20 protein-coding genes are annotated in these 18,011 nt (G+C 38.4%); 11 read left to right on the plus strand and 9 right to left on the minus strand.

Annotated elements, in window-relative coordinates; all coding sequences use genetic code 11:
• From argG to JWR23_RS12560, 5 genes are all read left to right on the plus strand, one after another.
• Nucleotides 1-1,194, plus strand: coding sequence for an argininosuccinate synthase (gene argG, locus JWR23_RS12540; RefSeq protein WP_299516464.1), 1,194 nt, complete (start codon nucleotides 1-3; stop codon nucleotides 1,192-1,194).
• Complete coding sequence (locus JWR23_RS12545) at nucleotides 1,194-1,544, plus strand: cupin domain-containing protein (RefSeq protein ID WP_299516465.1); 351 nt, start codon at nucleotides 1,194-1,196, stop codon at nucleotides 1,542-1,544. The genes argG and JWR23_RS12545 overlap by 1 nt, the downstream gene beginning before the upstream one ends.
• Complete coding sequence (gene argC, locus JWR23_RS12550; RefSeq protein ID WP_299516466.1) at nucleotides 1,522-2,520, plus strand: N-acetyl-gamma-glutamyl-phosphate reductase; 999 nt, start codon at nucleotides 1,522-1,524, stop codon at nucleotides 2,518-2,520. Before JWR23_RS12545 ends, argC begins: the two co-directional genes overlap by 23 nt.
• Before the next feature lie 61 nt (nucleotides 2,521-2,581).
• Nucleotides 2,582-3,709 (plus strand): aminotransferase class III-fold pyridoxal phosphate-dependent enzyme, encoded by a 1,128-nt coding sequence (locus tag JWR23_RS12555; protein ID WP_299516467.1) that lies wholly within the window; start codon nucleotides 2,582-2,584, stop codon nucleotides 3,707-3,709.
• A gap of 105 nt (nucleotides 3,710-3,814) precedes the next feature.
• On the plus strand, nucleotides 3,815-4,762 hold the full coding sequence (locus JWR23_RS12560) for an acetylornithine carbamoyltransferase (RefSeq protein WP_299516469.1): 948 nt from the start codon (nucleotides 3,815-3,817) through the stop codon (nucleotides 4,760-4,762).
• A 24-nt stretch (nucleotides 4,763-4,786) separates the two neighbouring features.
• Here JWR23_RS12560 and JWR23_RS12565 read toward each other — a convergent pair whose 3' ends face one another.
• Nucleotides 4,787-6,034, minus strand: a complete 1,248-nt coding sequence (locus JWR23_RS12565) for a sodium:proton antiporter (protein WP_299516470.1) — start codon at nucleotides 6,032-6,034, stop codon at nucleotides 4,787-4,789.
• A gap of 26 nt (nucleotides 6,035-6,060) precedes the next feature.
• Entirely contained in the window at nucleotides 6,061-7,356 is a 1,296-nt protein-coding gene (locus JWR23_RS12570; RefSeq protein ID WP_299516471.1) for an NAD(P)/FAD-dependent oxidoreductase, read from the minus strand.
• A gap of 302 nt (nucleotides 7,357-7,658) precedes the next feature.
• On the opposite strand from JWR23_RS12570, the gene argB reads away from it, so the two are divergent.
• Complete coding sequence (gene argB / locus JWR23_RS12575; RefSeq protein WP_299516472.1) at nucleotides 7,659-8,456, plus strand: acetylglutamate kinase; 798 nt, start codon at nucleotides 7,659-7,661, stop codon at nucleotides 8,454-8,456.
• Complete coding sequence (gene proC / locus JWR23_RS12580; protein ID WP_299516473.1) at nucleotides 8,453-9,271, plus strand: pyrroline-5-carboxylate reductase; 819 nt, start codon at nucleotides 8,453-8,455, stop codon at nucleotides 9,269-9,271. Before argB ends, proC begins: the two co-directional genes overlap by 4 nt.
• Before the next feature lie 96 nt (nucleotides 9,272-9,367).
• On the opposite strand, the gene JWR23_RS12585 is transcribed toward proC, so the two are convergent.
• Nucleotides 9,368-9,829: a nuclear transport factor 2 family protein gene (locus JWR23_RS12585; RefSeq protein ID WP_299516474.1), complete on the minus strand. Its 462-nt coding sequence runs from the start codon at nucleotides 9,827-9,829 to the stop codon at nucleotides 9,368-9,370.
• 100 nt (nucleotides 9,830-9,929) lie between these two features.
• Entirely contained in the window at nucleotides 9,930-10,619 is a 690-nt protein-coding gene (gene gpmA, locus JWR23_RS12590) for a 2,3-diphosphoglycerate-dependent phosphoglycerate mutase (RefSeq protein ID WP_299516476.1), read from the minus strand.
• Between the two features lie 101 nt (nucleotides 10,620-10,720).
• Between gpmA and JWR23_RS12595 the strand changes: the two genes are divergently transcribed.
• Together JWR23_RS12595 and JWR23_RS12600 are read left to right on the plus strand one after the other, a co-directional pair.
• Nucleotides 10,721-11,305 (plus strand): acetate uptake transporter, encoded by a 585-nt coding sequence (locus JWR23_RS12595; RefSeq protein WP_299516478.1) that lies wholly within the window; start codon nucleotides 10,721-10,723, stop codon nucleotides 11,303-11,305.
• A gap of 9 nt (nucleotides 11,306-11,314) precedes the next feature.
• On the plus strand, nucleotides 11,315-11,695 hold the full coding sequence (locus JWR23_RS12600; RefSeq protein WP_299516480.1) for an SRPBCC domain-containing protein: 381 nt from the start codon (nucleotides 11,315-11,317) through the stop codon (nucleotides 11,693-11,695).
• 87 nt (nucleotides 11,696-11,782) lie between these two features.
• Here JWR23_RS12600 and JWR23_RS12605 read toward each other — a convergent pair whose 3' ends face one another.
• The 3 genes from JWR23_RS12605 to JWR23_RS12615 all read right to left on the minus strand — a co-directional run bounded on the left by JWR23_RS12605 (nucleotide 11,783) and on the right by JWR23_RS12615 (nucleotide 15,099).
• Nucleotides 11,783-13,165: an OmpA family protein gene (locus JWR23_RS12605; RefSeq protein ID WP_299516482.1), complete on the minus strand. Its 1,383-nt coding sequence runs from the start codon at nucleotides 13,163-13,165 to the stop codon at nucleotides 11,783-11,785.
• Nucleotides 13,166-13,462: 297 nt separating this feature from the next.
• The gene (locus tag JWR23_RS12610) at nucleotides 13,463-14,650 is read right to left on the minus strand and encodes an aminotransferase class I/II-fold pyridoxal phosphate-dependent enzyme (RefSeq protein WP_299516484.1); all 1,188 of its coding nucleotides are present in this window, start codon (nucleotides 14,648-14,650) and stop codon (nucleotides 13,463-13,465) included.
• A gap of 20 nt (nucleotides 14,651-14,670) precedes the next feature.
• Complete coding sequence (locus JWR23_RS12615) at nucleotides 14,671-15,099, minus strand: OsmC family protein (protein ID WP_299516486.1); 429 nt, start codon at nucleotides 15,097-15,099, stop codon at nucleotides 14,671-14,673.
• Between the two features lie 104 nt (nucleotides 15,100-15,203).
• On the opposite strand from JWR23_RS12615, the gene JWR23_RS12620 reads away from it, so the two are divergent.
• Entirely contained in the window at nucleotides 15,204-15,680 is a 477-nt protein-coding gene (locus JWR23_RS12620; RefSeq protein WP_299516488.1) for a hypothetical protein, read from the plus strand.
• Here JWR23_RS12620 and JWR23_RS12625 read toward each other — a convergent pair.
• Nucleotides 15,677-16,096, minus strand: a complete 420-nt coding sequence (locus tag JWR23_RS12625) for a DUF3052 domain-containing protein (RefSeq protein ID WP_299516490.1) — start codon at nucleotides 16,094-16,096, stop codon at nucleotides 15,677-15,679. The two genes, JWR23_RS12620 and JWR23_RS12625, sit on opposite strands and share 4 nt — an antisense overlap.
• Nucleotides 16,097-16,109: 13 nt before the next feature.
• On the minus strand, nucleotides 16,110-16,547 hold the full coding sequence (locus JWR23_RS12630) for a DinB family protein (RefSeq protein WP_299516492.1): 438 nt from the start codon (nucleotides 16,545-16,547) through the stop codon (nucleotides 16,110-16,112).
• Nucleotides 16,548-16,654: 107 nt separating this feature from the next.
• On the opposite strand from JWR23_RS12630, the gene JWR23_RS12635 reads away from it, so the two are divergent.
• Nucleotides 16,655-17,893: a nucleoside recognition domain-containing protein gene (locus JWR23_RS12635; protein ID WP_299516493.1), complete on the plus strand. Its 1,239-nt coding sequence runs from the start codon at nucleotides 16,655-16,657 to the stop codon at nucleotides 17,891-17,893.
• Nucleotides 17,894-18,011: the final 118 nt, after the last annotated feature.

Consider the following 18,011-nt stretch of genomic DNA (forward strand, 5'->3'; position numbering starts at 1 on the left):
ATGAAAAAGAAAGTAGTACTTGCCTACAGCGGCGGATTAGACACCTCATTTTGCTGCATTTATCTAACGCGTGATTTAGGTTACGAGGTACACTCAGTAATAGTAAACACTGGCGGTTTTAGTGCTGAAGAATTGAACCAGGTGGAAAAGCGCGCTTATGAAATGGGTGTAACATCGCACCATGTAGTTGATGAGACCGAGAATTTTTACAATACCTGCGTACGTTACCTTATATATGGTAATGTATTAAAAAATAACACCTACCCTCTTTCTGTAAGTGCGGAGCGCGTTAGTCAGGCAACCGCTATTGCTAACTATGCCAAAGAAATTGGTGCCGAATATGTGGCTCATGGCAGCACAGGCGCCGGTAATGACCAGGTTAGGTTTGATATGATATTTAATATTCTTATCCCCGAAGTGGGCATCATCACTCCTATTCGCGATCTGAAATTAAGTCGTGAAGCCGAGATAGAATACCTTAAAAAGCACGGCGTTGAAATGAACTTTGAAAAAGCGAAGTACTCTATCAACAAAGGCATTTGGGGAACATCAGTTGGTGGTAAAGAAACTTTAACCTCAAACTTAGGTTTGCCGGAAGAGGCATGGCCAACACAAGTCAGTGAGTCTGAAGTCAGGAGCCTTGAGTTAATTTTTGAAAAGGGTGAATTAGTTGGTATAGATGATGAAAGATATGATCATCCGACCAAAGCTATACAGTCTTTACAGGCTATCGCTCAACCTTATGGTATTGGCCGTGATATACACGTTGGCGATACTATTATAGGCATTAAGGGCCGTGTTGGCTTTGAAGCTGCCGCGCCGATGATCATTATTAAAGCTCATCATACTTTAGAAAAACATACCTTAACCAAATGGCAGTTAACGTGGAAAGACCAACTATCTGTGTTTTACGGTAACTGGCTGCACGAAGGGCAGTTTCATGATCCTATTATGCGTAATATGGAAGCATTTTTAACTGATACGCAGAAGAATGTAAGCGGCAAAGTATTTGTACAATTGCATCCTTATCGTTTCCAAATAATTGGTATTGAGTCGGATCATGACCTGATGTCGAACAAATTTGGCAGCTATGGTGAAATGAATAATTCATGGAGTGGCGAGGATGTAAAAGGGTTCTCAAAAATATTTGGTAACCAGGTAATGATCTATCATAAAGTTAACGGACCTGAATAATGAATACGGTATTTTCAAAAGGCGAATGTATTGAGCATTATACCTGGGGCGATGATTGCCATGGGTGGACCTTTGTTGATACCGAAGCGCTATCCGTCAAGCAAGAATTAATGCCGCCTGATACGGCTGAAAAGATGCATCATCATGAAAAGGCTATCCAATTTTTCTTTATTTTAAGGGGAAGGGCCAAGTTTACTATTGATGGTAAGGTGATTGAACTAAGGGAGCAGCAGGCCATACAGATCAATCCAAATCAGAAGCATTTTATAGCTAATCATCAAAATACCGACCTGGAGTTTATTTTATATTCTTATCCATCAACAAAAAATGACAGAATTGAGATCAAATAAAATAAAAGCCGGAATAATTGGTGGTGCGGGCTATACCGGCGGTGAAATGCTGCGGATATTAATTAACCACCCCAACGTAGATATTGCCTTTGTAAATAGTACCAGCAATGCCGGTAATTATATTTACGAGGTGCATACCGATCTGTTCGGTGATACAGAGCTAAAATTTTCGGACGGACTACAAACCGACATAGATGTACTATTTTTATGCGTCGGCCATGGCGATGCTAAAAAGTTTTTAGAGGCTAACGCGATACCTGATAATGTGAAGATTATTGACCTAAGCCAGGATTTTAGGTTGAGTAAAAATTCAAAAACAGGTTCAAAAAGTTTCGTTTACGGTTTACCAGAATTAAACAGGGGCGCTATTAAATCGGCACAAAATATAGCAAACCCGGGCTGCTTTGCTACCTGCCTGCAATTAGGTTTATTGCCATTAGCCAGCAAAGGATTATTAAATAGCGAGGTTCATATTTCGGCTACAACTGGTTCTACAGGTGCTGGTCAGAGTTTGGCTGCTACCTCTCACTTTACCTGGAGAAATGATAATCTTTCGGTTTATAAGGTTTTTAATCACCAGCATTTAAGTGAGATCGGCGAATCTTTAAAACAACTACAACCTACATTTGATCAAACTTTAAATTTCATACCATATAGGGGCGATTTTACAAGAGGCATTTTTGCATCTATTTATATGGATAGCGAGTTATCCGAAGAAGAAGCGTTGAAGCTTTATGAGGACTTTTTTGCAGGTCACCCATTTACCCATGTAACCGACAGGAATATAGACCTTAAACAAGTGGTAAATACCAATAAAGTATTTTTACAGGTTAAGAAACATGGTAATAAACTATTTATTATAAGCATGTTAGATAATTTACTTAAAGGCGCCTCGGGTCAGGCGGTTCAGAACATGAACCTATTATTTGGCTTTGATGAGCGCGCAGGATTACGACTTAAGGCGACGGGCTTTTAGCCCCGAGCCACCTCGAAACACTGTATTAAGTATCTAAATTTTATACCTTATCTAAATAAAAATGAAATTATTCGACGTATATCCTATTAACCCTATCAATATTGTAAAAGGTGTTGGCAGTTTGGTTTATGATGATAAAGGACAAGAATACCTGGACCTGTATGGCGGCCACGCTGTTATCTCTATCGGCCATACTAATACGCATTATGTAAAACGGTTAGAAAATCAATTACATCAAATAGGATTTTATTCTAACTCAATAGAAATTCCTTTACAAAAAGAATTAGCCGAGAAATTAGGTCGTGTATCAGGTAAGGAAGATTACCAGTTATTTTTAGTTAACTCGGGCGCTGAAGCCAATGAGAATGCTTTAAAACTGGCCTCTTTCTATAATGGCAAAAAGAAGGTTATCGCATTTACCGGTGCTTTCCACGGACGGACATCATTAGCAGTAGCAGTTACAGACAACCCAAAGATAGTTGCCCCTGTTAATGAAACAGATAATGTAATTTTCGTTCCATGGAAAGATGAGGCAGCTTTAGAACAGACTTTTGTTGATAATGAAATATCATCAGTAATTATTGAAGGTATACAGGGAGTTGGTGGTATACAGGTTGCACCGGAAAGTTTCCTGCAAAAAATAAGGTCGCTTTGCGATACCCATAACGCGGTATTTATTGCAGATGGTATACAATGCGGATACGGACGGACAGGCAAGTTTTATTCGCATGATTTTGCCGGGATAAATGCAGATATTTATACTATGGCTAAAGGAATGGGTAACGGTTTCCCTATTGGGGCCATAAGTATATCGCCAAAAATACAGCCCGCATATGGTATGTTGGGTACTACTTTTGGAGGCAACCATTTGGCCTGCGCTGCTGCGTTAGCAGTATTAGAAGTAATGGAACAGGATAATTTACTGCAAAATGCAGCTACAGTTGGTGCATATTTAATTGATGAATTGAAGAAATTCAAACAGGTTAAAGAAGTGCGTGGACGTGGCCTAATGATAGGCATAGAACTGCCTGCCGAATATGCACACGCCAAAAAGGACCTGCTATTTAAACATCATATATTTACCGGCGAGGCTAAACCAAACGTGATCAGGCTGCTGCCGGCATTAAATTTAACCAAAGCACATGCTGATCAATTTTTAGAGGCTTTTACAACTGTAATCAATAAATAGCATATCATTTCGACCAGCGGGAGGAATCTATACATTAGTTGGATATTTGCTTAGCATGTATAGATTTCCCGCTGCGCTCGAAATGACAAAGAATTTTAATAAATTATGAAACTATTCTCTTCCGTTAACGACGTAACCGATATTAAAGCACTTGTTGCCGAAGCATTGGAGTTAAAGCAAAACCCTTACGCGCACCAGCATTTGGGTAAAAACAAAACATTGGGACTGGTTTTTCTTAACCCAAGCTTACGTACGCGCATGAGCACGCAGAAAGCTGCCCTTAACCTGGGGATGAACGTTATGGTGCTTAATGTAGATAAGGAAGGATGGGCATTAGAGCTTCGTGACAACGTTGTAATGAACGGCACTACTGTAGAGCACATTCGCGAAGCTGCGGCTGTTATGGGGCAGTATGTGGACATTATAGGGGTACGCTCTTTTCCCGGACTAAAAGATCGTAATGAGGATTATGCCGAAGTAGTATTTAATAAGTTTGTTGAGTTTTGCGGTGTGCCGTTGGTAAGTTTAGAATCGGCCACCCGTCACCCACTACAAAGTTTAGCCGATCTGATCTCTATAGAAGAATTAAAAACTAAAGCACGCCCTAAAGTTGTATTAACCTGGGCACCACATATTAAGCCACTACCACAGGCTGTACCAAACTCTTTTGCCGAATGGATATGTAAGGCTGATGTTGATTTTACTATTGCCCAACCTGCCGGTTATGAACTTTGTACCGATTTTACACAAGGCGCTACCATCACCACTAACCAGGATGAGGCTTTAGCTGACGCTGATTTTATTTACGTAAAAAACTGGTCGGCTTTTGAGCCTTACGGGCAGATATTCCCGGGTAATGAAGATTGGATGCTGACCAATGAAAAATTAAAGATCACCAACAATGCAAAGGTAATGCATTGCTTACCAGTGCGCCGTAATTTGGAGTTATCAGCTGAGGTTTTAGACGGACCGAACTCAATTGTGGTTCACGAAGCTGGTAATCGTGTATGGGCAGCTCAGGCAGTATTGAAGCAAATGTTGGAGAGTTTATAAACTTATATGGCAAAATTGAAATAATTATTTACCATCAGGCTTAATTGATGCGTTAATAACCCTATTCAAGGTTAACCCCTGCACTATCACCGAGAATATCACTATAAAATAACTACCTGCCAATATAATATGCCGATAGGGACTGGCAGGTAATGATAGCGCCAACGCAATTGATATGCCCCCACGCAATCCTGCCCAGGTAAGAATATTTACACTGCTATAACTAATATTTAATGTACGACGCAAAAAAGTTAAGGGTAAACTAATACTTAGCCAACGTGCTATTAATATCACAAATATTCCCACCCCACCTATCAACCAGTAATTATTTAAATAGGGTAAATTGATCATTTGCAGGCCTATCATTACAAATAAAATTGTGTTTAGCATTTCATCTATTAGCTGCCAAAACTTCTCGAGCGCCTGGTGCGAGTGCTCAGTACTATCAATATTTATAGTTTGGTTACCGGCAAATAACCCGGCGCACACAACAGCCAACGGGATAGAAAAATCCATAAACGCAGCTACAACAGAAATGCTCATAACTAATGCAAGTGATACCAAAACAATGGTTTGAAAATCAGTAATGGTTTTCATTAGCCGGAAAGCAATAAAACCAAATACAATTCCCAAAATGATTCCACCAAACACCTCACGAATAAATAAAATGCTTGTTTTGGCAAAATCTAATTTGTCGCTGCCTGACTGCGTAAACTCTAATATGGTAATAAATAGTACCAGCCCTATACCATCATTAAATAAGGATTCGCCGGAAATTATAGTTTCCAGGTTTACCGGCAATTTTGAATTTTTGATGATCGCTCCTACTGCTACCGGGTCGGTTGGCGAAATCAGCGCACCAAATAAAAAGCAGTAAACCAACGGCACATGGATATGAAACAGCGTGGTAACACCATAAAACAATCCACCAAAAATAGCGGTTGAAAATATAACCCCTAACGTACTTAGTATAAATACGGGCCGCATTTCTTTTTTTAATCTTTTAGTATTTAATGAAAACGAACCGGAGAAAAGTAAAAAACCCAGCATAATGTTTAATACCGTGCTCGAAAAATTTATATTCTTTGCCAGTAACGTAAGATATCGTTCAATGCCTGGGTTTAGCTTATCAATAGTAATAGTTATTACCGATACCAGTATAGCTATAGTAACTATACCAATTGTACCCGGTAGTTTTATAAAGCGGGCATTAATGTAGGAGTAGATGGCACTCACTATAACCAATAAAGCAATAATTACAAACAGATCCATTTTAATGGTATTAAGTTATGACTATATTACTTTTCAGGTTCAACCGTTCTGGTTTGACGGTTAAAACTTCTTATTATTAAGCGGTTATCACTGTTTTTGGTAAAATAATTTATGGCCCAGGTTAAAAAAACCGACGTTTTATTTGAAAAGCCCGCTAACGACATGATATGTACAAAACCCCATAAAAGCCAGGCAAAAAATCCCTGGAAATGTAGCCTGCCCAAATCTGCTACCGATTTATTACGCCCAATGGTAGCCAGCGTACCTTTATCATGATATTTAAAAGGTTCTGTCGGTTCTGCATTTATTAAATGAACCAGGTTTTTGGCCAGCCATGCCCCTTGTTGTATAGCTGCAGGTGCAACACCCGGATGGCCGTTAGGATATTCTTCGCTTATTATAGCTGATACATCCCCTATAGCAAAAATATTTTGATAGCCCTTTACCCTATTTATTTCATCGGTTTGTATGCGCGAGCCACGGGTTAACGTAGCATTTGTTATTCCCTGGGGTACCTCGCCCATTACACCTGCTGCCCAAAATACGTTACGGGTTTTTATCGTCATTCCATCATCTATCTTTAATATTAACCCGTCATAGCTTTCTACATGAACGCTGTTATATATGGTAACATCATTTGCCAAAAGAAACTGTTTAGCCTTTTTTGAAGCCCCGTCAGACATTGCTGCCAGTAGCCTGTCTTTGCCTTCTACCAAATAAACGTTCATGTCATGTTTACTCAGTCCATGATAATCTTTTTGCAGAATTAAATGTCGCATCTCGGCTAAAGCCCCTGAAAGTTCAACGCCTGTAGGGCCGCCTCCTACTACTACAAAAGTCATTAAGGCATCTTTCTCGTCTTTTTCTTTGGTTATCATGGCCATCTCTAAATGCTGTAGAATAAGGCCCCGTAAGTTTAATGCCTCCGGTACATTTTTCATTGGCATTGCACAATTTTCAATTGTTGTATTACCAAAAAAGTTGGTATTTGAGCCTGTTGCAATAACCAAATAATCATAATGAATATTGCCTATATTGGTTGTAAGGATATTTGTTTCAGGGTTAATAGCTTCTACATGAGCCAGATTAAAACTAAAATTGTCCTGACAGGTAAATATTCTACGGATAGGAAAAGCGATAGAATCGGCCGGAATAGCACCCATTGCCACCTGGTATAATAAAGGCTGAAAGGTATGGTAATTGTGCTTATCAAGCATTAGTATATCAACCGGTGCTTTTTTGAGTTTTTTTGCCAATTGTAAACCAGCAAACCCGCCGCCAATAATTACTACGCGGGGTTTGCTATTTTTTTGTTGATCCATGTACAATAGTATGCAATAAACATTGTGTTTGTAAAGGCCTCATTTTCATAATTGTGTAAATATATTAACATTAATGATGCCAAACCACGTATAGTTAGTTGTTACCACTGTGATATTATTATCATTTATATTATATATGATTGGTTGTATTTACAGTAGCATATACAATAGTTTTACTACTTTTTTGTCACATTAAGCAGTTTTGTGATTTTATTTAGTTAAAAGAAGTATTTTTTTAGACCGCATCTCCTTATTTAACCTATTATTTAGCTATTTTTACCCTTTAATATCAAATATCATCAATGAAAAACCTAAATATCATTAAAATTGGGGGAAATGTTATTGATAATTCAGAAAACCTGTATCATTTTTTAAAGGATTTTACAGCGTTGGATGGTTATAAGATATTGGTACACGGAGGTGGTAAGGTAGCTACACAATTAGCCGAAACATTAGGCATTGAAACCCAGCTGGTTGATGGCCGCAGAATAACTGATATTGAAACCCTGCGGGTAGTTACCATGGTTTATGGGGGATTAATAAATAAGAATATTGTAGCGCAGTTGCAACGCTTTGGTACAAACGCCATTGGGCTTACAGGTGCCGATGGAAATTTTATCCGCACAAAAAAACGACCGGTAAAAACAATTGATTATGGATTTGTTGGCGATATAGATGAAAAATCAATTGATAGTAAAGGGTTAAGCAAATTAATGGAAGCAGGCTTCGCTCCTGCTTTTTGCGCACTAACACATGATGGCGAAGGACAACTCTTAAATACTAATGCAGATACAATAGCGTCGGCGTTAGCTGTTGCCTTATCTGACTTATTTGAAACCACATTGATATACTGTTTCGAAAAGAAAGGTGTACTAATGGATATAAATGATGACGATTCTATAATAAGGGATATTAACCCCGCCCGTTATGAAGAATTAAAAAAACGGCAGATCATACATAGCGGTATGTTGCCCAAATTAGACAATGCATTTACGGCGATAGCATGCGGTGTTAAAGCCGTAGTTATTGGCCACAGTAATGATTTAGGAGAGCTAAAACAAAACAAAACATTTGGCACACGTTTAAGTAAAGATATATGAACATGCAACAACATATTGCCATATTAGGCAGCGGTAATATTGGTTTATCGTTAGCAAAGGGATTGGTAAAAGCCGGTATTTTTAAACCCCAGCAAATTACCCTTACACGCAGAAATTTAGATGCATTAGCTGATTATGCAGAACTGGGTTATCAAATCACAAATAACAATGCTAAGGCTGCAAAAAAGGCCGATATTGTAATATTGGCTGTATTACCTCAACAGTTAAATAAATTACTGGATGAAATAAAACCTGGTATTAAATCAGAAAAACAGTTGCTTGTTTCTGTAATATCAGGTGTAAGTTGTGAAGAGATACGCCAACACCTTGAAGTGAACATACAGGTTGTGCGTGCTATGCCAAATACGGCTATAGCTATTGGCGATTCTATGACTTGTATTGCTACCGATAATGGGACCAATAAGAATATCACACTGGTAAGGTCACTATTTGATACAGTAGGTGTAAGTATTATTATTAATGAAGAATTAATGACTGCCGCAACTGCATTGTGTGCCTGCGGTATAGCATTTTTCCTGCGTTCTATACGTGCCGCATCGCAAGGCGGAACTGAGATTGGTTTTCATGCCCATGATGCCCTTAAAATGGCCGCGCAAACCGCTAAAGGAGCGGCTAACCTGCTGCTGCAGTTAAATTCACACCCTGAACAGGAAATTGATAAAGTAACATCACCTAAGGGTTGTACCATAGCCGGATTAAATGAAATGGAGCATAATGGCTTCAGTTCTGCTATGATAAAAGGTATAAAATTATCTGCTGAAAAAGCAGGTGATCTGTATAAGAGTGAAAGCTAATCTTTAGAAAACCTTACGAAGTTTTTAAACGGCGAAGCCCTCAATGAGGCCTTTAAAAACAAACACTACCGAATTAAACTTCGTAAGGTTAATATATTATTGAGCCGGCGGCACATCATTTGGCGGCATCAACTTGTAAGCAGATCTTGCCAATAGTAACCATTTCCCGTTTACTTTTTTCCATACCTGCATTACACCTAAGGCTGTTTTTGCAGCATCTTTTCCAACATTTTTAATATCGCCATAAAGCCGGTGTGTTACAGTTGCAGTATTGCCGCTAACATGTATCTCCTGTTTGGTAATTATAATTTTGGTAAAGGTCCATGTTTTAGTAGCTAATGAATCAACGAAACCAGACCTGGTTTGTATAACATCCATAGAATGTGCATAATGGAGGTCGGGCAGGGTAAGGCTGTTAAGCGCAGCCCTGTCGCCCGCAATCATGGCTTTGCGCAGCGCCTCAATTTGTTTTGCTACGGCTTTCTGATCAGCGCTTTGCGCAAAAGCTGTTACAGTAAATAACGAAAGAATCAATAATAATCCTGTTAACTTTTTCATGTGGTTTATTGGGTTTATAATAATAAACGAAAGTAATTCGATGCAGGCAGATATACAAGTTAATGAAGTATTTTCATTACTATCCCATCAAATAAGTTACTTACTCCAGGTAATAATGCCGTATCCTGTTTAACCCTTCGTCCAGCTCATATACACATGGTACAGCTGTTGGTATTTCAAGGGCGGTAACATCTTTATCAGAAAGATTATCTATATATTTAATTAATGCCCGTAAACTATTGCCATGCGCACAAATAATTACCTTTTCATTTTTACGAATTGCGGGTATGATGGTCTCATTCCAAAAGGGTAATACCCTATCCATCGTTTGGCTTAAATTTTCTGTTAGTGGTAATTCGCGTTCGGTAAGGTCCTCATATCGTATATCATGGCCCGGGTAACGCTTATCTTCTTTGGTAATAGATGGTGGAGCTTCATTCGGATCCCTGCGCCATTTTTGTACCTGTTCTATGCCATACTTTCCCACTGCTTCATCTTTATTTATTCCTTGTAAAGCACCATAAAAACGCTCATTAAGCCGCCATGATTTTTCAACAGGTATCCATAAATGATCAAGTTCTTCTAATACTATATGCAGGGTTTTTATAGATCGCTTTAGCAATGAAGTAAATCCAATATCAAAATTATAATCATACTTTTTTAATAACTGCCCTGCCCTTTTAGCTTGCTGATAGCCCTCATCCGAAAGATCAACATCTGTCCATCCCGTAAACCTGTTTTCCCGGTTCCAAACACTTTCACCGTGGCGTATTAATACTAATTTTTGCATGGTTGTGGCTTAAATATAAAGTTATTAATCTGCTTTTAATATTTGCAAATGATTATAAATCATTTAAATTGCATCATAAACCATTAAAACCAAATCATTTTATGACAACAATTGCTCCTGTTAAGGATGGCATAGCCAATCCTGCACCACTTGGCTTATGCGCTTTTGGTATAACAACCGTTCTGTTAAATATTCACAATGCCGGATTTTTCGAAATAAATTCCATGATACTGGCAATGGGCATTTTTTATGGCGGCCTGGCACAAGTGATTGCTGGTATTATTGAAGCTAAAAAAAATAACACTTTTGGTTTAACAGCTTTTACATCCTATGGGTTTTTCTGGCTATCGCTTGTAGGATTAATTGTATTACCAAAGTTAGGATGGGTTGCGGCTCCGGCGGGTTCTGCCATGGTTGCTTACCTGGCAATGTGGGGTTTGTTTACCTTTTGTCTATTTTTTGGTACACTAAAATTAAATCGCGCATTACAATTTGTTTTTGGTTCACTTACCATTTTATTTGCATTACTGGCTATTGGCGATGCCACTGAAAATAAAAACATTACACATTTAGCCGGATATGAAGGTATAATTTGCGGCGCATCGGCAATTTATACAGGTATTGCCCAGGTACTAAATGAAGTTTATGGAAAAACGGTGTTGCCAATTGGCCCGGTAAATAGCTAAATTGCGCAAGTGAAAGATTTTAAAAAATATTATATAATTCCGGCTACTCCGGATGAAGTTTATATGGCGCTTACCAATCCGCTTACTATTGAGTTATGGACGGGTGACACTGCAGAAATGTCGACGGAACCCGGCTCTGAGTTTTCTATGTGGGATGGGAGTATTATTGGCAAGAACCTTGAGTTTGATCCCGGTAAAAAAATAGTTCAGCAATGGTATTTTGATGGACAGACAGAAGAATCTATTGTAACCATCAAACTGCATCCTGATAAAGGAGGCACATCGGCAGAATTAAGACATACTAATATTCCCGATTCTGGATATGATGATTTTGTTGATGGCTGGAACAATAGCTACTTTGGCGCTTTAATAGATTTTTATGAAGGGTAATTAAAATCATTAATAGAAAAAGCCGCTCAAAATTGAGCGGCTTTTTCTATTGTATAAAGACACGAAATTGCACTTATGTATTAGATATTAGAATAATGTAAACTCTACACGACGGTTCATTTGACGACCTTTTGCAGTTTTGTTAGTTGCAATTGGTTGTGTTTCTCCATAACCTGTAGCTTCTATGCTTGACGGATTAGCGCCTTTACTTACTAAAAAAGCTTTAACAGATTCCGCGCGATTTTTAGACAACCTTAAGTTAAAATCGTTCGAACCTACATTATCTGTATGTCCGGCCAATTTTAGGCTAAAGTTCTTGTCAATTAATAATTGAGCAACCCTACTTAAGCTTGGGAATGAATGCGCACGTATAGTAGATTTACCGAAATCAAATTCAAGATTTCTGATAGCTTCTTTAACAATTTTCTTATCCTCTTCTGTTATATAAACTTTGACATCAGCTGGTTTTGCAGCTGCTACAGGTAACGGACAACCAGAGCCATCAACTTTAACACCTGCAGGCGTACCCGGGCATTTGTCAAAGAAATCTGGAACGCCATCACCATCGCTATCGGTAGTAAATTTGGCCAAAGTTGCATTCATTGCATCCATATCTGCTCTTAATTTATCATTTGCAGCTTTTTGTGCATTAATTAATGCTTGCAGCCTTTGCTCCTCTGTCAAATACTCGTGACGTATTGAGGCGATGGGATTAGCCCATTGTATACTTGGTTTTGATTTTGCACCTAATGTAAATTCTAAACCTGCATAACCATAAGAGTAATGACTCGTAACAGGGTATTGATTAGCACCATTGAAGCTACTTCCATCAATAAAGTTTTCGTTATATCCCAGGTTTAAATTTACCGCATCAGTTAACCTGAATTTTACACCTACTCCAACAGGTAGAACAATGTTTGATGAGTTAAATGAAGCTGATTCAGTGGTTGGGATACCCGGGGTAGTTGCGCCATAAACAGTCGGCGTATAATAAACAACACCCAAACCGGCGCTCAGATAAAACCCAATAGCGTTTTTACGGCGCAAATAATCAACCGTAGCAAAGTTTAATACACCGCTTAGGGTTACTTGATTATATTTAGTACTGAAACTGGTGTAACGCTCTCCATATATATTAGTAACATAGGGCTGTTTTGAAGATACTCCCCCCTTTACCTTTCCACCATTATAATCAAGTTGCAGGCCGAATGAATGTACCAGTTGATCCCTTATTGACAGGCCATAGCCTAATGTAGGGTCCCAGTGATTAAAACCATTATGTCCGCCTGTAGCAAGCAAAAGTGATGGAGCACCAATGTTAGCACCTATTGACCAGGTGCGGTATGAGCCAATGCCTGAAAATGGCTTTACATACTCTCTACTACTTACAGAGTCGGTTTGGGCAAATACACTGCCGCCTAACAGAACTCCTGTTAATAAGAGGGCGGCTTTTTTTAAATTTTTTTTCATGATTGTTGTTTTAGTTGATCTGCCTTAAATAAGACAGATGTTAACTGGCTTTAGGCAACATTAGTGCCATACACAAAAACGCAATTCAACTTACTTAAATTAATAAATACACTGAACTTAAAAACAATAAGTTATATATTGAAAATGGAGTATAAAATAATTATCAAATGATATAAATCACTTGATAATATTTTAAATGAATAACAAATGACCTGTTTGAGGGATTAAAGGTTATGAGTTTAAAACTATACAGTTTTGTAATGATATGGGGATAGTTTTAAAAAGTACAGGTTTTAATTAACCTGCGCTTTTTTCTAATGCCTGGATAATATCTGCAATAATATCCTCTGCTTTTTCTAAACCGGCAGAAATACGAATTAGCCCGGGTGTAATACCAACGCTTAATCTTTCTGCATCGGTTAACCTGGAGTGCGTGGTACTTGCCGGGTGTGATGCAATGCTGCGTGTATCGCCAAGATTAGCTGTCACCGAAAGCATTTCTAAAGCGTCTAAAAATTTACGGCCCGCTTCCAGTCCGCCTTTTATTTCCATGCAAAACACACCGCCGCCTAATTTCATTTGTTTTTTAGCTATAGCGTATTGCGGATGCCCTTCCAGGAAAGGATATTTTACCCACGAAACGTTAGGATGCTTTTGCAAGGTTTCGGCAACCTTAAGCGCATTTTCACAATGGCGTTGCATACGTACATCAAGCGTTTCTAAGCTTTTGCTTAATACCCAGGCATTAAAAGGTGACATAGCCGGGCCGGTGTTACGGCAAAACAGGTAAATTTCTTTTATCAGATCTTTGCGCCCAACAATTATACCACCAAGCACCCTACCCTGTCCGTCTATCCATTTGGTTGCAGAATGTATTACCAGGTCCGCGCCGTATTCAATGGGTTTTTGCAGTAATGGTGTTGCAAAACAATTATCTACACTTAATATAAGGTTATGCTTTTTGGCAAATTTATTTGACCACTCCAAATCCAATACCTCTAATTGCGGGTTGGTTGGGGTTTCCAGGTAAATCATTTTTGTATTTGGCTGTACAGCTGCTTCCCATGCCGCTTCGTCGCCGGCAGGCACTAACGTGCAGGTAATACCATAACGGGGCAGGTATTTGGTAACCAGGGTATAAGTGCTCCCAAAAACAGAGCTGCAGCTTATTATATGATCGCCTTGCTTAAGCAGCGCAAAGAACGCACCGAATATGGCACTCATTCCGGTAGATGTTGCAAAACCATCTTCTGCGCCTTCAAGGGCACACATCTTATCTATAAACTCGTCTACATTAGGATTGCTGAAACGACTGTATATATTATCATCAGTTTCATCAGCAAATGCGGCGCGCATAGCTTCCGCTTCTTCAAATATAAAGCTGCTGGTTAAATATAAGGGTGTAGAATGTTCGCGCTGCTGCGTTCTTTCTGTTTGAATGCGTATAGCCTGGCTTATCGGATCTAATTTAGATGTAGATGACATGATGTAAGATAGTTTTATAATTATGCAGCAGGATGTACAAACACCTGCCATTTAATTTCGGCGCCTGCTTTATTTAAAGTGGCACCTACTGAACAATATTTATTAACTGATAATTCTGCTGCTTTTTTGGCTTTGTCAAGATCAATGTCGCCATATAAGTGAAATACGATATTAATTTCTTTCCATAAAGAAGGTTCTTTGCCTGCCTCGCGTTCGCCGTTGATCACCATCTTATAATCCTTAACTTCCTGACGCTGTTTCTTTAATATAGCGATTACATCAATTGCAGAGCATCCGCCCAGGCCCATAAGCAGCATTTGCATTGGACGCACGCCATAGTTTTGGCCCCCGCTTTCGGGGCTGCTATCCATATTAACGGTATGTCCGTTTTCATCGGTGGCGGCAAAGCCAAAATCGCCATGCACGCGCGAAAGTTGTATTGTAGGCATATATTATTGTAACAAGTGCGCTAAGTTATAACTTTTGAGGGAGTAAATTTTGCTCTAAAATAACATTTCTGTAATTTTAAGAACATCTTATTGTAAAACCTGTCATGAAAAACTTAGTATTAGCAGTGCTGCTTACCTGCTCAACCTGTGTATGTTTTGGTCAAAAAAGTTTAATCTCCTATGAAGATCTCAAATACATATTGCATAACAACCTACAAAGGGCCGATACCTTTTTGATGGCTAAGGGTTATACCCTCACACTAAAAAATACCAAAACAAATAACAGGATATATACTCTGTCCATAAAGGGCGGCAGCCATGTAAATGTAAGCCTACGGGCGGATGGCAAGCGTTTGTTTATGGAACTGGAAACAAACGCAATGGAGCAGTATGACTTGCTAAACAATTCTATATCACAGTATATCCACACAAAGGGGGCAATAGGTGATATACAAACATATGTTATAAAAAATCTTTGTGAGATCTATATAACTACCAATGATACTATGCCTTACGATCCGTTAAAGAAGGATTACGTTGTGCAGATAATATCTGATAAAAACATTACGGCTTATGATTAATATATCCGGTCTTTAACGGGTATAACTAATTTTAATCCCGACCATATTTCATCAACAGCACACACCTTTATATCAACCAATCCAATACTGATGGCGTAATTCCTGATATAGTCCTCTGTAATATCTGTTACCATTTTTGAGGCTTTTTTGGGCCACGATACCCAGATTATCCCATCCGGCTTAATTTGTGCTTTTAATTGTGGAAGCAGGTAAACAAGTTCAGGCTCTTGTTTTGTAAAAAAATGAATAAGATCTTTTTTTACATCTTCATTCTTTGTAATCTTTATATCAATAGGAAGCTCGGTAAATAATTGGAAGTAATTTGGCGGCTCATTTATCAAACTTAGAGTATAACCAGCTTTAATACCCAATTTCTTAGCTAAGGGGGTCCCGGAGTAACCTGCAGATTGAGACATATCACTTGTTCATTTAACTTAATACTTGTTTTAAATGGTGCCTTAAATGATCAACATAATCCTGCGCAAGCCACTCCACCGTATGTAGTTGAACTTCATTTTTATCATTATCACATTTGGCATTTAACCTATCAACCGGATAGTTTTTTAATACCCTGATAATTTGTTGATTAAGCAATTTCCACAGCGTTATTATATCATGTGTATCAACATCCTGATAGTGCTGCACCTTAACCCACTCTACCTGTTCATATATCAGCTTAAAATTTTCTTCGTAAGTACAACGTACAAAACGTTGCAGGTTAATTTGTGCACTGTCAATTAAATGCCCAATAATCTCTTTTTTCGACCATTTATCAATTGTGGGTTTATAATTCCAATTTATAGTTTGCCTGTCTACTTTTAGCACCTCATCAATTGTGTCACTTAATTTCAGAATAGTATCTTTCACTTTAATATTATTTATTTGAAGATAATTAAAATCATGAACATATTGTTCATCTGTAAAAATCAAAATCATTTGTATATTTTCACATCTGCATATTTGCAAATCAAACTATGGCTTTAAATTATATCTGGATATTATTTTTTGTAATTGCCTTTGTTATCGGCCTTATTAAGTTAATATTTTTTGGTGATACAGAAATTTTCAGGCTAATGGTAGAAGGCACGTTCGATTCTACCAAAGCATCTGTAATGGATATAGCATTGCCGTTGGTAGGCATCATGGCGTTTTACCTGGGCATGTTAAAAATTGCCGAAAAAGCCGGTGCAATAAATTTCCTTTCGCGCCTGGTAGGTCCGTTTTTTAACCGCTTGTTTCCCGAAGTACCAAAAGATCACCCCGCTGTTGGGCAAATGATGATGAATTATGCAGCCAATTTATTAGGTCTTGATAACGCTGCCACCCCTTTTGGCTTGAAAGCCATGAACGGCCTGCAAGAACTAAATAAGGATAAAGACACCGCGTCAAATGCGCAGATCATGTTTTTGGTGTTACATGCATCGGGGTTAACGCTTTTACCCATAGCTATTATAGCGCAGCGGGCCATCTATCATTCTAAAGACCCTACCGATATTTTTATCCCTTGCATTATAGCAACTTATGTTGCAACACTTGCCGGTTTAATAGTGGTAAGTATTAAACAAAAAATAAACCTGTTTGATAGGGTTATATTAACCTGGCTGGGTGGTATAACCGCTTTTATAGGATTTGTAATTTGGTATTTCACGGTCTGGTTAACAAAAGCCCAGATAAGCGAAGTTTCAAAAGTATTTAGCAATTTAACTTTATTTGGTTTGCCTGTATTGTTTATTTTAGGCGGCGTAAGGAAGAAAATAAATGTATTTGAAACTTTTATTGAAGGTGCAAAAGAAAGCTTTGACATAGCTATAAAAATAATACCCTACCTGGTAGCTTTATTGGCAGCTGTAAGCATATTCAGAATTAGCGGAGCAGTTACCTATTTGGGCGATGGCTTTAAATGGGTATTTGGCCACTTTAACATAGATACCCGCTTTACTGATGTTTTGCCTATTGCTTTTTTGCGCCCGTTAAGCGGATCTGGGGCGCGTGCTATGATGCTTGATAACCTAAAAACATTTGGTGCAGATAGCTTTACCGGGCATTTATCCAGTGTTTTATATGGTACTGCGGATACTACGTTTTACATTGTGGCACTATACTTTGGTGCCGTTGGTATTAAAAAAACACGCTATGCCATACCTGCCATGTTGATAGCCGATTTTTTTGGAATAGTTACCGCTATTTTAATCTCTTATCTTTTCTTTGGATAGTTCTTTTTTATATAAAAAAAGCAGGCTGGAATCACTTCCGGCCTGCTTAATCACTCTAAAACAATCACCTCTTAACTTTAGAAGTATCTTTGATAATTGATATGTATATAATATTAAT

It is taken from the genome of Mucilaginibacter sp. (assembly GCF_028288205.1).
In the GTDB taxonomy this organism is placed as follows: Bacteria; Bacteroidota; Bacteroidia; order Sphingobacteriales; family Sphingobacteriaceae; genus Mucilaginibacter.